The organism is Streptomyces sp. NPDC088157, from assembly GCF_044741545.1.
Taxonomy (GTDB): domain Bacteria; phylum Actinomycetota; class Actinomycetes; order Streptomycetales; family Streptomycetaceae; genus Streptomyces.
Genome location: NZ_JBIUSU010000002.1, coordinates 524,752 through 538,166, shown reverse-complemented (window position 1 = coordinate 538,166; position 13,415 = coordinate 524,752). Strand labels below are relative to the sequence as shown.

11 protein-coding genes and 1 pseudogene are annotated in these 13,415 nt (G+C 71.5%); 6 read left to right on the top strand and 6 right to left on the bottom strand.

From position 1 onward, the window contains the following. Nucleotides 1-119: 119 nt before the first annotated feature. Genes ACIPFH_RS08690 through ACIPFH_RS08680 form a run of 3 tightly spaced genes read right to left on the bottom strand, consistent with a single transcriptional unit; the run spans nucleotide 120 to nucleotide 2,851 of the window. Nucleotides 120-881: an amino acid ABC transporter ATP-binding protein gene (locus ACIPFH_RS08690; RefSeq protein WP_356265300.1), complete on the bottom strand. Its 762-nt coding sequence runs from the start codon at nucleotides 879-881 to the stop codon at nucleotides 120-122. Next, the gene (locus tag ACIPFH_RS08685; RefSeq protein ID WP_401824424.1) at nucleotides 878-1,849 is read right to left on the bottom strand and encodes an amino acid ABC transporter permease; all 972 of its coding nucleotides are present in this window, start codon (nucleotides 1,847-1,849) and stop codon (nucleotides 878-880) included. The genes ACIPFH_RS08690 and ACIPFH_RS08685 overlap by 4 nt, the downstream gene beginning before the upstream one ends. 39 nt (nucleotides 1,850-1,888) lie before the next feature. Further along, a complete protein-coding gene (locus ACIPFH_RS08680; protein ID WP_401824422.1) occupies nucleotides 1,889-2,851 on the bottom strand; it encodes an ABC transporter substrate-binding protein in 963 nt (320 codons plus the stop codon). A gap of 608 nt (nucleotides 2,852-3,459) precedes the next feature. On the opposite strand from ACIPFH_RS08680, the gene ACIPFH_RS08675 reads away from it, so the two are divergent. The 4 genes from ACIPFH_RS08675 to ACIPFH_RS08660 all read left to right on the top strand — a co-directional run bounded on the left by ACIPFH_RS08675 (nucleotide 3,460) and on the right by ACIPFH_RS08660 (nucleotide 7,150). Next, nucleotides 3,460-4,689 carry an NADP-dependent malic enzyme gene (locus ACIPFH_RS08675; RefSeq protein ID WP_356265308.1) on the top strand — a complete coding sequence of 410 codons (1,230 nt, stop codon included), beginning with the start codon at nucleotides 3,460-3,462 and terminating at the stop codon, nucleotides 4,687-4,689. 559 nt (nucleotides 4,690-5,248) lie between these two features. Further along, a complete protein-coding gene (locus tag ACIPFH_RS08670) occupies nucleotides 5,249-6,214 on the top strand; it encodes a zinc-binding dehydrogenase (protein WP_356264994.1) in 966 nt (321 codons plus the stop codon). A gap of 127 nt (nucleotides 6,215-6,341) precedes the next feature. After that, a complete protein-coding gene (locus ACIPFH_RS08665) occupies nucleotides 6,342-6,551 on the top strand; it encodes a helix-turn-helix domain-containing protein (RefSeq protein ID WP_016437953.1) in 210 nt (69 codons plus the stop codon). After that, nucleotides 6,551-7,150: a Clp protease N-terminal domain-containing protein gene (locus ACIPFH_RS08660; RefSeq protein WP_401824420.1), complete on the top strand. Its 600-nt coding sequence runs from the start codon at nucleotides 6,551-6,553 to the stop codon at nucleotides 7,148-7,150. Before ACIPFH_RS08665 ends, ACIPFH_RS08660 begins: the two co-directional genes overlap by 1 nt. 106 nt (nucleotides 7,151-7,256) lie before the next feature. Here ACIPFH_RS08660 and ACIPFH_RS08655 read toward each other — a convergent pair whose 3' ends face one another. The 3 genes from ACIPFH_RS08655 to ACIPFH_RS08645 form a co-directional block, all read right to left on the bottom strand. Further along, the gene (locus ACIPFH_RS08655; RefSeq protein WP_401824418.1) at nucleotides 7,257-8,399 is read right to left on the bottom strand and encodes a helix-turn-helix transcriptional regulator; all 1,143 of its coding nucleotides are present in this window, start codon (nucleotides 8,397-8,399) and stop codon (nucleotides 7,257-7,259) included. Between the two features lies 1 nt (nucleotide 8,400). Then, nucleotides 8,401-9,468 (bottom strand): DUF4097 family beta strand repeat-containing protein, encoded by a 1,068-nt coding sequence (locus ACIPFH_RS08650; RefSeq protein WP_401824416.1) that lies wholly within the window; start codon nucleotides 9,466-9,468, stop codon nucleotides 8,401-8,403. Nucleotides 9,469-9,656: 188 nt separating this feature from the next. Beyond that, nucleotides 9,657-9,836 (bottom strand): DUF6104 family protein, encoded by a 180-nt coding sequence (locus tag ACIPFH_RS08645; RefSeq protein ID WP_003992906.1) that lies wholly within the window; start codon nucleotides 9,834-9,836, stop codon nucleotides 9,657-9,659. Nucleotides 9,837-10,074: 238 nt separating this feature from the next. On the opposite strand from ACIPFH_RS08645, the pseudogene ACIPFH_RS08640 reads away from it, so the two are divergent. Both ACIPFH_RS08640 and ACIPFH_RS08635 read left to right on the top strand, forming a co-directional pair. Further along, nucleotides 10,075-10,602, top strand: a pseudogene (locus tag ACIPFH_RS08640) (CU044_2847 family protein); the annotation flags it as partial. Between the two features lie 470 nt (nucleotides 10,603-11,072). After that, complete coding sequence (locus ACIPFH_RS08635; protein ID WP_401824414.1) at nucleotides 11,073-13,391, top strand: trypsin-like peptidase domain-containing protein; 2,319 nt, start codon at nucleotides 11,073-11,075, stop codon at nucleotides 13,389-13,391. Nucleotides 13,392-13,415 lie beyond the last annotated feature (24 nt).

Below are 13,415 nucleotides of genomic sequence, written 5' to 3'. Positions count from 1 at the left end.
GCTGAACGCGGCCGGCCGGCGCCGAGAGGCCGGGACGGCGGAAGGGGCGGTACGGGAATCCCGTACCGCCCCTTCTCGCTTGCCCGTCGTACCGCTGGAGCAGCTTGCTCGCCGTTCCGCTAGAGCACCTTGGACAGGAACGACTGGGTCCGCTCGTGCTGCGGATTCGTCAGCACGTCCCGCGGGTTGCCGGCCTCGACCACCACACCGCCGTCCATGAAGACCAGGCTGTCGCCGACCTCACGGGCGAAGCCCATCTCGTGGGTGACGACGATCATCGTCATGCCGGACTCGGCCAGGTCGCGCATGACGTCGAGGACGTCACCGACCAGCTCCGGGTCGAGGGCCGAGGTCGGCTCGTCGAACAGCATCAGCTTCGGGTCCATCGCCAAAGCCCGGGCGATGGCGACGCGCTGCTGCTGGCCGCCGGAGAGCTGCGAGGGGTAGCTGCCCGCCTTGTCGGCGAGGCCGACACGGTCCAGGAGCTGGGTCGCGCGCTCCCTGGCCTTGGCCCGGCTCGTGCCCTTGACCTGGACCGGGGCCTCGACGACGTTCTCCAGCGCCGTCATGTGCGGGAACAGGTTGAACCGCTGGAACACCATGCCGATGTCCCGGCGCTTCAGCGCGACCTCGCTGTCCTTGAGCTCGTACAGCTTGTCGCCCTTCTGGCGGTAGCCGACCAGCTCACCGTCGACGTACAGCCGTCCGGCGTTGATCTTCTCCAGGTGGTTGATGCACCTGAGGAAGGTCGACTTGCCGGAGCCGGAGGGGCCGATGAGGCAGAACACCTCGCCGTTCTTGACCTCCAGATCGATGCCCTTGAGGACCTCGACCGCGCCGAAGGACTTGTGCACGCCCTCGGACTTGACCATCACGGTCATGACGCACTCCTTTCGCGGCCGATCGACAGCAGGTTCGTCCGGATCTTCTGGAAGACCGTGGGCGGGAGGCTGCGGCTCGAACCGCGGGCGTAGTAGCGCTCCAGGTAGTACTGGAAGACACTGAAGACGCTGGTCATGACCAGGTACCAGATGGAGGCGACGAACAGCAGCTCCATCACGGCGAACGACGAGGAGCCGATCACCGAGGTCGAGCGGAGCAGTTCGTTGTACGTCACCACGTACACCAGCGACGAGGTCTTGAGCATGTTGATGAACTCGTTGCCGGTCGGCGGCACGATCACCCGCATCGCCTGCGGGATGACGATCCGGCGCAGCGTCTTGGCGTGGCTCATGCCGAGCGCGTGGGACGCCTCGGTCTGTCCCTCGTCCACGGCCAGCAGGCCGGCCCGACAGATCTCGGCCATGTACGCGGCCTCGTTCAGACCGAGTCCGAGCAGGGCGCACATGAACGGCGTCATGACGTCCGTCATCTCGTCCTTGTAGATCGGACCGAGGTTCAGGACGGGGAAGATCAGCGCCAGGTTGAACCACATCAGCAACTGCACGTACACCGGGGTGCCGCGGAAGAACCAGATGTACAGCCAGGCCACCGTGCTGGTCACCGGGTTCTTCGACAGCCGCATCACGGCCAGCAGAACGCCCAGGACCACGCCCAGCACCATGGACAGCACGCTGATCAGGAGCGTGCGCCCGGCGCCCGCGATCACGGTCGAGTCGAACAGCTGGTCGCCGACCGTGTCCCAGTTGATGTCGCCGTTCGCGAAGGCGTTGACCAGCAGCGCCAGGAGTGCGATGACGATCGCGGCGCTGACCCAGCGGCCGTAGTGGCGCACCGGGATCGCCTTGATGGCCTCCGGCGGGCCGGAGAACGCCGAGTCCTTGGCGACCGGCGGTGCGTCCTCGGGTGGCGCGCCGCCCGCGGAGGACTTGTCGAACTTGTCAGTCATGGGGACTGCCCTTCGAAGACTGCAAAAGGTGCGGGTGGATCACTTGCCGCCGTTGATCGCGGAGGCCTTGATCGCGCCGCTCTCGGCGCCCCACTTCTCCAGCACCTTCTGGTAGGAGCCGTCCTTGATGATCGCGTCGACGGCCTCCTTGAGGGCGTCGCGCAGCTGGGTGTTCTTCTTGTCGACGACGATGCCGAACGGAGCGGCCTCGTACTGCTTCTCGAGGACCTCGAACGTGTTGCCGTTGCCGGCCTTGCGGGCCATGTCCACGGCCACCGGGTAGTCGTTGACGCCGGCGACGGCGCCGCCGGACTTCACGCGGGTCTGGGCCTCGGTGTCGTTCTCGAACGACTCGATCTTGAGGGCCTTCTTGCCGGCGCCCGTGCACGTCTTGGACTGCGCCTGGAGGGCTTCCTCGTAGGTGGTGCCCCGCTGCACCGCCACCGTCTGACCGCAGAGGTCGTCGATGGTCTTGATGCCCTTGGGGTTGCCCTTCTGGACGTAGATGGCCGTGCCGGCGGTGAAGTAGTCGACGAAGTCGACGCCCTCGCCCAGCTTCTTGCCCTTGTCGTCCAGGCCTTCCTGGCGCTGCTTGTTGTCCGTGATCGACGACATGGCGACGTCGTAGCGGCCGGTGTTGACCGCGGTGATCAGGGTGTCGAAGCCGCCGGACGTGAACTGGAAGTCGACGCCGAGCTGCTTGCCGAGCGCGGCGGCGACGTCGGGGTCGACACCCACGATCTTGCCGCCCTCGACGGACTCCATCGGGGCGTACTCGGCGTTGGTGCCGACCTTGATGACGCCCGCCTTCTGGATGTCGGCCGGGAGCTTCGAGAAGAGGGGGGCCTTGTCGGAGCTGCTCGACGACTCGGAGGAGCCGCCGCCGCCCTCGGTCTGGTCGCCGCAGGCGGTGAGCAGCAAGGCGCCCGCGACCGCGAGGGATCCGACCGCTGCCAGGCGGGTGCGCGCGGCGGTCGTGCGTCGGGTGGAGCTTGCGGTCATGGTGGATTCCTCCGGCGGATGGATGGAGATGCCGATGGGTCGACAAATGCCGATGGGTCGACGAGAACACACACCTTCGGGTGTCGCGACCTCGTGTGATGACGGCATCTTGCCATTCGGACTACGCCATTCTGGGGGCCAGCCATGTCAAAATCGGATAACGGGCGACCCCCGAACCCCATCACTCCGGTACATCACGGCCGGACGGAGCCGGACCATCTGCGGGAATCCCTCGTTCCGGCCGAAAGATCTTCGGTTGATCACACGATGTGGTCGCTCGGCATGCGCGCTGTTCGTCGACTTGACTCCGCGTCAAGGGTTTCGGGTGCCCGGCGAGTCCTCCGCATGAGTCATGTCACTCGAGCCGTCCTCTGTCCAAGGTGGACAGAGTGAGCCGTGTGACCTTGCACGGAATGGACTCGTCGGCTGTGCTCTCCGTCCGGTAAGAAGGATTTTTACACCCCTCATCCGGGGCTCAGGGCGCGTGTGCGGCGTGCCCGACGCGCAGGCGCCCGTACGCATCACCTCTGGGACCCGCGCGATGCCCGCCCACTTCTCAATCAGGAGTGGCCACCCTCAAACCATGCAGACCTAAGGGGTAAGACACAGTGGCAGCGGAGATCGTCAATCCTCGCAGCGAGAGCGCCGACGGAACGGGCCAGGAGGGCGGTGCGGAGCCCCTCGACTCGTTCGACCCGGTGTTCGCGCTGCACCGCGGCGGAAAGATGGCCGTGCAGGCCACCGTCCCGGTTCGCGACAAGGACGACCTGTCCCTCGCCTACACGCCCGGCGTCGCGCGCGTGTGCACCGCGATCGCGGAGCGGCCGGAGCTGGTGAACGACTACACCTGGAAGTCGTCCGTCGTCGCCGTCGTGACCGACGGTACCGCCGTGCTCGGACTCGGGGACATCGGCCCGGAGGCCTCTCTTCCGGTCATGGAAGGGAAGGCGATCCTGTTCAAGCAGTTCGGCGGTGTGGACGCGGTTCCGATCGCGCTCGCCTGCACGGACGTGGACGAGATCATCGAGACCGTGGTGCGCCTCGCGCCCTCGTTCGGCGGAGTGAACCTGGAGGACATCTCGGCGCCGCGGTGCTTCGAGATCGAGCGCCGGCTCCAGGACGCGCTCGACATCCCGGTCTTCCACGACGACCAGCACGGCACCGCGATCGTGACGCTGGCGGCGCTGCGCAACGCGGCGCGGCTGAGCGGACGGGGCATCGGCGAGCTGCGGGCCGTCATCTCGGGCGCCGGCGCGGCCGGTGTCGCCATCGCCAAGATGCTGGTGGAGGCCGGTATCGGGGACGTCGCGGTCACCGACCGCAAGGGCATCGTCTCGGCGGACCGGGAGGACCTGACCGACGTCAAGCGCGAGCTGGCCGGGTTCACCAACAAGGCCGGGCTGAGCGGGTCGCTGGAGAACGCGCTGGCCGGCGCCGACGTCTTCATCGGCGTCTCCGGCGGTACGGTCGCGGAGGAGGCGGTGGCCTCGATGGCGAAGGGCGCGTTCGTCTTCGCCATGGCCAACCCGACTCCGGAGGTCCACCCGGACGTCGCTCACAAGTACGCGGCCGTCGTCGCGACCGGGCGGTCGGACTTCCCGAACCAGATCAACAACGTGCTGGCGTTCCCGGGGATCTTCGCGGGCGCGCTGCAGGTGCGGGCGTCCCGGATCACCGAGGGTATGAAGATCGCGGCGGCCGAGGCGTTGGCCGGGGTCGTCGGTGAGGATCTCGCGGCGGACTATGTGATTCCGTCGCCGTTCGACGAGAGGGTTGCTCCTGCGGTGACCGCGGCGGTGGCCGCGGCTGCTCGTGCCGAAGGGGTTGCTCGTCGCTGACGCGGGCGTGGATGGCCCCGCCGGTTCTGGCGGGGCCATCTTTTTTTGCCCACCCACCCGCCCGTTCGGGTGATGACGCGGCGCCGTCCACGGGGGCTGCCGCCCCCGGACCCCCGCTTCGGCCCTGAACGGGCCTCGTCCTCAATCGCCGGACGGGCTGGCTTGCCTGAACGGTGCGCGATGGGTGCCGTTGGGCGGGCTGGGTTGCCCTGGGGGTTGGGCGATGGGTGCTGTTGGGCGGGCTGGGTTGCCCGGGGTGTGCGATGGGTGCTGTTGGGCGGGTTGGGTTGGCCTGGGCGGTGTCCGGTGGGTGCCGTCGGGCGGCTGGGTCGCCCTGGGGGTGCGCGATCGGTGCGTTGGCGGGGCGGGATGTTCTGGGCCGTGCCTGGGCCGCCTGGATCGGCGGTCTCGTCATCGCCGCAGGTCCAGGAGGGTCGTCCGCGGGCATGGCGACGAGTGCGGGGAGCCGGCGGCGCGGGTGGGCCGGGATACGCAAGAGGGCATGTGTCACAGTGCCGTCCGGTTTCGCTTGCCGTCGCCGGACCCTAGGGTCGGTTTCATGTTCGCCGTCTACGCCGCCCGAATCGACCGCGACCAGCCGCTTTCCGGCCTGGAGTTGGGGGAGCGCCCGGCCCCCGAGGCCCGGCCCGGTTGGAGCACCGTCCATGTCAGGGCCGCCTCCCTCAACCATCACGATCTCTGGTCGCTTCGGGGCGTCGGTCTCCCGGAGGGCCGGCTGCCGATGATCCTCGGCTGCGACGCCGCCGGGGTCGACGAGGACGGCAACGAGGTCGTCCTGCACTCCGTCATCGGCCAGACCGGGCATGGCGTCGGGCCCGACGAGCCTCGTTCCATCCTGACCGAGCGGTACCAGGGCACGTTCGCGGAGCAGGTCGCCGTGCCGTCCTGGAACATCCTTCCCAAGCCCAGGGAGCTCTCCTTCGAGGAGGCCGCCTGTCTGCCCACGGCCTGGCTGACGGCGTATCGCATGCTCTTCACCAACGCCGGTGTACGGCCCGGTGACTCCGTCCTCGTCCAGGGCGCCGGAGGCGGTGTCGCCACGGCGGCCATCGTGCTGGGCAAGGCGGCGGGGCTGCGGGTCTTCGCCACCAGCAGGGACGAGGCCAAGCGGAAGCGGGCCCTGGAGCTCGGGGCCGTCGAGGCGGTCGAGCCCGGTGCGCGGCTGCCGCAGCGGGTGGACGCCGTCATCGAGACCGTCGGCGCGGCCACCTGGTCGCACTCGGTGAAGTCCCTGCGGCCCGGCGGCACACTCGTCATCTCCGGCGCCACGAGCGGTGACCGGCCCTCGCACGCCGAGCTGACCCGGATCTTCTTCCTGGAGCTGAAGGTCGTCGGCTCCACCATGGGCACCAAGGACGAACTGGAGGACCTGCTCTCCTTCTGTGCCGCCACCGGTGTCCGCCCCGTCATCGACGAGGTCCTGCCGCTCGACCGGGCCCGTGAGGGCTTCGAACGGCTCGCGTCCGGCGACCAGTTCGGCAAGATCGTGCTCACCAACGGCTGAGTTCTCGGTCGCGGCCGAGTCCGCCGCCACGGCTGTCAGGCGGGTCCGGGTTTCCGGGCCCGCCTTTCGCACGCCGTACTTGTCAACTGTGGTTGACGCCGCCCGAATGTCAACGTAGGTTGACATCATGACCGAAGCAACGGATCTCGCCGAGCGCGCCGGCGACCGTGATCCACGGGTCGGACTGCGCGCCGTCGCGGCACTGCGCCGACTGCTGGAGCAGTTGGAGGCGGTGCAGGTGCGCAGTGCGCGCAACCAGGGCTGGTCGTGGCAGGAGATCGCCGCGGAGCTCGGAGTCAGCAGGCAGGCCGTGCACAAGAAGTACGGGAGGCATTGATGTTCGAGCGGTTCACGAAGGACGCCCGAGCGGTGGTCGAGGGCGCCGTGGGACACGCCGCGCGGGAGGGCGCGACACGGGTCGAGGAGACGCACGTGCTGCTCTCCCTGCTCGACCGGGAGGGCAGTCGCGGTTCCTTCGCGCTGGCCTCGCTCGGTCTGCCGCCCGGCCGGCGGGCGGGGCTGGTGCGGGACCTGGCCGAGACGCGGCGTCGCGGCGGACTCTCCCGGGCCGACGCGGACGCCCTGTCCGGGCTGGGCATCGACCTGTCGGAGATCGTGTCCCGGGTCGAGGAGGCGCACGGCGAAGGAGCGCTGGCCGCCGACCGGGGTGCTCTCCTCGGCGGACGGTCCGGGCGCAGACTGTTCAGCCGCGGCGCCAAGGACCTGCTCACCGGCACCCTGCGCGTCGCCCTCGCCCATGGCGAACGGCGCATCGGGGACGAACACCTGCTGCTCGCCCTCACCGTCCGCCGTGGCGTCCCCTCCGAGATCCTCGCCGACCACGGCGTCACGCACGCGTCCCTCACTCGCGTGCTCTACGGCGGCGACGACCGAGGAGGCGACCCGGGTCCCGCGACCGAGGCCAAGGCCGGCTGAGCGGGCGGGTCAGGCGGTCGAGGCCGGGGCCGGGGTCAGGGCCGGGGCTGAGGCTGAGATCAGGGCCGGGGCCGGGGCTGAGGCTGAGATCGGGGCCGGGCCGGGGTCAGGGCTTCGGGGCCCGCAGTATCACTCCGATGTGCGCCGCCGCCGTGGACAGGTGACGGCGCGCTTCGCGGAGTTGGTCCGCGGTGACGCCGTGGTCGCGGGCCGCGTCACGGATGTCGTCCCGGAAGCGGTCGAGGAGCCGGTCCAGGTCGCGGGTCGGGTCGCCGCCGGTGTCCTCGTGGGCCCAGGCCGGCTCGTACTCGGCGGGGAAGTCCTCCGGGGTGCGGGAGTACTCCGGACGCGTGGGCGCCGTCGAACCTGCCGGACCCGTGGAACTCGTCGAACCTGCCGAACCCGTCGGGCCCGAGGCCGTCGTCGGTCCCGACGTCGGTCCCGTCGTGCCGGTGCGGCCGAAGCCGAAGTCCTTGGCGTATCCCCTTCCGAAGTCCTTGCCGAACTCCCCGAACTCCTTGGCGAGTTCCGTCAGGCCCTCCCGGACGCCGGTCGGCCAGTCGCCCCGGGTGAAGTGGTCCTGTACCTGTTCCTGGACCCGGCGGGCGATGCGCTGCACCTCTTCCTGGGCCTGGCTACGGGCCCGTTCCTGTGCCTCCTTGGCCTGACGGCGGGCCCGCTGGGCCTCCTCGCGGGCGCGGCGGCTCTCGTCCTTGGCCCGGCGCGCCTGTTCCTTCCACTCCTGCTTGACGCGGCGCATCTCCTCCTTGGCGGCGCTCCACGCCTCCTTGTCGCCGTACTCCCCGTACTCCCCGAACTCGCCGGGCTTGCCGGGGTCCGCGGAACCCGCTCCGGCGCCCCGGCGGGCCTCGGTGGCCGCCGCCCTCATCTCGCGCCGGAGATCGCCCGCCGCGCCGCGTACGTCGGCCCGGATCTCGGCGGCCAGCTCGGCGACCGATTCGCGGATCTCCAGCTCCAGGTCGGCCAGTTCGCCGCTGCGGTCCGCCAGCTCGGCCCGGCCCGCGTCGGTGATGGCGTACACCTTGCGGCCGCCCTCGGTGGTGTGGGTGACCAGGCCCTCGGTCTCGAGCTTGGCCAGCCGGGGGTACACCGTGCCGGCCGACGGCGCGTAGAGCCCCTGGAAGCGTTCTTCGAGGAGGCGGATCACCTCGTAGCCGTGGCGCGGCGCTTCGTCCAGCAGCTTCAGCAGGTAGAGGCGGAGACGGCCGTGGGCGAAGACGGGAGGCATGTCAGAGCACCTTCTTGTCGGTCGTGCTGTCGGCCGGGTCGCCGGAGGAGGTCTCGCCGCCCGGGCCGGAAACGGCATTGTCCCCCGAGTCGGTGGGCCGCCCGGAGCGCGCTTCACCCTCCGGTCCGGCTGCGCTGGACGGGGCCGGGGCCGGTTCCGCGGCCGCCGCCGACGCCTGAGCCGGTGCTCCCGTGGCCCCCGTAGTCGTTGACGCCTTCCGCCTGTCCTCCCGCGCGTCGTCCGTCGCGGCGCCCCACGTGTCGTCCGCCGGGGGCCTTCGCAGCAGGGCGATCGAGCCGGAGACCGTCGTCGCCTTCAGGGTGCCGTTGCCCGCGCCCAGCCGGCCGGTGATGCGCTTGGCGCCCCACTGGCCGCTGACCCGGAGGTCCTCGAAGGCGTTGGAGACCGAGCCGCTCGCGGTGTTCGCCTCCACCCGCGCGTCCGCCGGATGGGGGAGCCGGATGGCGATCTCGCCCGAGACGCTGGTCAGGTCGACGGTCGTGGGGCGGCTCGTCGGGTCCAGGTCGACGATCATCGACCCGCTCACGGAGTCGGCCTTCACGGAGGAGCCCGCCTCGACCACGGTCAGGTCTCCGGACACGGAGTTGAAGCGCAGATCGCCGGTGAGGGCCTGGGCCTCCACGTTTCCGGAGACGGTGTCCGCGCGCACCGGGCCGGCGAGCCCCACCAGGGTCGTGTCCCCGTTGACCCCCTTCACTTCCGCGTGGCCGTCGATGCCGGAGACCACCGCCCCGGCGCTCACCACGCCCACCTCCACGCGGGTGCCGGCCGGGACGGCCAGCGAGACCACGGCGCTGCGCCGCCAGCCCTTGCGGTCGAGCCACTTGAGGAAGCCCTTCCAGGGCAGGTCCTCGTACGCCACCGTCAGGTTCCCGTCTCGGTGGCTCACGACCAGGGGCGGTCCCTCGATCCGCGAGACCTCCAGCCGGGCGGGGCCCTCGTCGGTGCCCACGACGTTCACAGTGCCGTCGACGATGCGCACGTGCAGTTCGCTCACGGGCTCGTCGAATGAGAGCTTCCTCGGCTCGGCGACGGACCATTCGGACATGGTGCGGACCTCCTCCACGACGGCGACACGACACGCCATATCGCGTATCCCGTCAAACACGATATATCGCGGACCGTGAAAGTCAAGACACCCGTTTCGGTGAACAGGCTCCGGTGATCACCCCCGCGCACGCCGGAGGGGGCGCCCCGCAAGGCGCCCCCTCCGCATGAACCGGCCGTTCGTGCGGCCTACTCGTCGTCCTCGTCGTCCAGCCGCGCCAGCCATGTCGCCAGCCGCTCCACCGGCACCTCGAAGTCCGGATTGAGGTCGACGAACGTCCGCAGCTGTTCGGCGAGCCACTCGAAGGTGACCTCCTCCTCGCCGCGCCGCTTCTCGAGTTCCTCGATTCCGCGATCGGTGAAGTACATGGATCGTGCTCCGTGGGTCTGTCGCAGGGATAGGGATCCCCCCTCGGGGGAAGGACCCTTGTTCCTGCGAGGGGAGGAAGAGATCCGCTCTCCGGTGGGGGAGGGGACAGGAAAAGGATAGGCGCAGGGGGACGGCGTCCCGCGGGCCGCCGGGACCCTCGCACGGTCGGAACGCCCCGGCCGGCCTGCGCACCGGAGTGTGCCGGTCCGGGGGGACCGGGGAAAACGGGGGAGTGCCATGAACGGTGACGAGGTGACGCGGGTCGCGCGCATCGCGCTGCCGGACGGGACGCCCGTCTGGGCCCGGATCTCGGGGGCGGGGGAGCTGTCCGCGCCGTCCGGGCGGCTGTCGTACAGCGACACCGGGTTCGCCGAGCGGGTGGAGGCGGGCGTGGAGAGCCTGCACGCGCTCGTCACGGGCGTCGCGCGGTCGTTGGCGGAGCCGCTGCGCGCCGTGCGGCCGGACGAGGTGAGCGTCGAGTTCGGCATCGAGCTGACCGCCAAGGCCGGGAAGGTCGTGGGTCTGCTCGCCGACGGTGAGGCCAAGGCCGCCATCACGGTCACCCTCACCTGGCACAACGGACCACCGGATCTCGACGCACCCCCACCGGGCCCGGACACCCCTCCACCGGACCCGGGCACCCTTCCGCGGGACCCAGGCACCCCTCCACCGGACCGGGGTACACCCCGGCCGGACCGGGGAACACCCCCACCTCCGGCGTCGGGCCCGCACGCTCGTGGCGGTGGCTCACCAGGGTCGGGCCCACGCGCGCGTGGCGGCGGCTCTTCGCCTGGTCCGGATTCACACGCGCGTGGTGGATCGTCGTCGCCGGGCCGCCCGGCTCCCGTCTCCGGTGTCGCTCCGGCCTCCGGTATCGCTCTCGTCTCCGGTGTCGCTCCGGCCTCCGGTATCGCTCTCGTCTCCGGTGTCGCTCCGGCCTCCGGTATCGCTCCCGTCTCGGGGGCCGCTCCGGCCTCCGGTCTTGCTCCAGTCTCCGGTGTCGCTCCGGCCTCCGGTCTCGCTCACGCCTCCGCTGTCGCTCACGCCCCCGGCGGAGCCTCCGGCGGGACCCTCGGGGGGATCACCGCCGCCCGCGCTCCGGGTGGGCTCCCCGGCGCGGGCCCCCGCGTGCGGGACGGCTCATCGTGCGACGAGGGCGGGGTCCGGCACGCGGGCGCGTCTCCCGGCGCGCCGATGCACGGAGGCGCCGACGGCGCCGTAGGCGGGGGCGGGGTATGACCGGCGGGCACGCCCCGGGCGCATCGAACGCGTTCGATGCGGCCCGCCGTGCGCTGCGTGGACTCGTCGTGGCGGCCACCGTGCGCATTCATCGCCCGGTCGTCGGGTATGCCCTGGAGGAGCCCGGCACGTTCCTCGGGAGCGGCTTCTTCGTCGCCCCGAACTGGGTTCTGACCTGCGCACATGTGGCCTGCGGCGGGGAAGGGGGCGAGGTCGCGGTGGTGTATGAGACGGCACCGGGGCGGGGCACGTCCACCGCCCCCGGCCGGGTCGTGGCGACGCTTCCCGACCGGGCCGACGGCATGGAACATGTCCTGTCCGGCGGCAACTGGCCCGCCCCGGACCTCGCCCTGGTCCAGCTGACCGAACCCGTCGACGACCACGAGTGTGTGTACGTCTCCGAGCGTCCGGCGGCGTACTACGGCGAGGGCCGGGTGTTGTACGCGGGCTGGACCGAGAACGAGGGCCGCCTACAGGTCCTGGACGGCACGCTCACGGTGCAGGGCACCATCGGCGGCTGGTCCTCGGACGTGCAGATGCGGCTGGGCGACAACGACCTGCCGTACGGCGTCTCGGGCGGCCCGGTGATCGACCCCGTGCGCGGCGAGGTGATCGGCGTGCTGAAGGCGCGCTCGGACCACCGGCCCGGCGGCACGTCGACCGGCGTCGAGCAGCTGCGCACCCTGCGGGTGCCCGCGGAGGCGGTGCCCGCGGAGGCGGTGCCGGCCGAGCACAGCGACCTCTACCAGGCGGTGTTCCACGCCCACGACCGTTACCACCGCGACCGGCAGCGCCACCCGGCGTCCCGGCGGCAGACCTGGACCGACGTACAGGGCCGGCTGGGCGCGCGGCCGGGCCGCACCCTCAGTCCGGACGAGCGGATCCAGCTGCTGGGCCGGCTCGCCGAACTCCCGCCGCCCGAGAGCACCCGCGGCCTGCTGGACATCCTCGACTCCCTCCCGGACTTCCAGACCCTCACCCCGCTGCCCGCGCCGCGCGGCTGGCGCGACGGCCTCGGAGCGCTGTACGAGAGCGCGAGCGACGAAGGGGCGCTGGAGCTCGTCCTCGACTACGCGATGCGGGCGATGTCCGCTCCGCGCCCGTTCGTCGTGCCCAGCACTCCGGACGCCGAGAAGGCCCTGTGGGTCTGGGTGTGGCAGGCCGCGCAGCGGCTGAGCGCCCGCTACCGGTCGGGCCTCGCCGAGCAGCGGATCGAGCGCCTGCGCCGACGGGACGAGGCGGAGCAAGCCGCCCCCGAGACGGTCCCCGGCGGTGCCGGTCCGACGGGCGGTTCCGGCAGGCGCAGGCCGCACCGGGGCGGAGGGCCGGGCGCACGCGCGCGTGCCCGTGCCGTCGGCAGCGCGGCCCGGCCCTCCGCGCTGCTCGAGGTGGTGCTCCGCGGCTGGGAACCGGACCGCTGCGACTGGTCGGTGTCCGTGGCCGCGCCCGGCGGAGAGGTGGTCCGTCTGCACGAGGCCGAGCGCACGTCCCTGGCCGATCTGTCCGCGCACCTGGCCGGCCCGCTCGGGGAGGCCTTCCGCCACTGCGACGAGCCCGGCAGGCCCGCGCTCCTGCAGGTGGCGCTGCCCCACGCGTTGCTCGGCATGGAGGTCGACAACTGGCAACTGCCGCCCGACGAGGCACCGTTGGGGGCCCTGCGGCCGGTCGTCGTGCGCTGCGCCGACCGGGACCGGCTGCCCGACGAGGCGTTCGGCGCGTACGCCGTGGACCGCTTCGGCCCCGGCCGCGCGGAAGGCGGGCGACCGGACGGTCGGGACGAGGCGGCCGACGCGCCCGCCCCGGACGATCCGGACTTCCCGGACGACCTGGAGAACCCGGAGGGCCCGGAGGACGTGGACGAGGAGCGCCGGGCCCGCTGGCGCTGGCTCCACGCGCACCGGGCCAGGGCCGAAGTCCTGGACTGCGACGAGGGGTTGCGCAAACCCGTACCGACCGTGGAGCAGTTGCGCGCCCTGTCGCACGGCACCGTCCCGGTGCTCTGCCGCTACGGCGACCTTCGCTACGAGGACGACGCGGAGGCACTCGCCCGGATCGTGCTCGGCGGCTACGGCGTCGCCCTGTGGCGCAGGCGGCGCGGCCGGGCCGACGCCGTCTGCGGGGAGTTCCACCGCGGCACGATCGACGGGATCGCCCAACCACCCAGCGCGCAGCACCTGCCGGAGGCCGTGCACGATCTCCGGATGCGGCTGCGCGCGGGCCGCACGGAGTCCTTCTGGGCCGACGGCGTGGCCCTGTTGTACGACGATCCCCACCAGCCGCTCCCCGGAACCGGTGACCTGCTGGAGGCCCCTTGAACCCACCCGCCCGCAGGGCCCGTC

Coding starts and splice junctions, on each gene's coding strand:
- ACIPFH_RS08690 (WP_356265300.1), bottom strand. CDS start 881: ATGACCGTGATGGTCAAGTCCGAGGGCGTGCACAAGTCCTTCGGCGCG.
- ACIPFH_RS08685 (WP_401824424.1), bottom strand. CDS start 1,849: ATGACTGACAAGTTCGACAAGTCCTCCGCGGGCGGCGCGCCACCCGAG.
- ACIPFH_RS08680 (WP_401824422.1), bottom strand. CDS start 2,851: ATGACCGCAAGCTCCACCCGACGCACGACCGCCGCGCGCACCCGCCTG.
- ACIPFH_RS08670 (WP_356264994.1), top strand. CDS start 5,249: ATGTTCGCCGTCTACGCCGCCCGAATCGACCGCGACCAGCCGCTTTCC.
- ACIPFH_RS08665 (WP_016437953.1), top strand. CDS start 6,342: ATGACCGAAGCAACGGATCTCGCCGAGCGCGCCGGCGACCGTGATCCA.
- ACIPFH_RS08660 (WP_401824420.1), top strand. CDS start 6,551: ATGTTCGAGCGGTTCACGAAGGACGCCCGAGCGGTGGTCGAGGGCGCC.
- ACIPFH_RS08655 (WP_401824418.1), bottom strand. CDS start 8,399: ATGCCTCCCGTCTTCGCCCACGGCCGTCTCCGCCTCTACCTGCTGAAG.
- ACIPFH_RS08650 (WP_401824416.1), bottom strand. CDS start 9,468: ATGTCCGAATGGTCCGTCGCCGAGCCGAGGAAGCTCTCATTCGACGAG.
- ACIPFH_RS08645 (WP_003992906.1), bottom strand. CDS start 9,836: ATGTACTTCACCGATCGCGGAATCGAGGAACTCGAGAAGCGGCGCGGC.
- ACIPFH_RS08635 (WP_401824414.1), top strand. CDS start 11,073: ATGACCGGCGGGCACGCCCCGGGCGCATCGAACGCGTTCGATGCGGCC.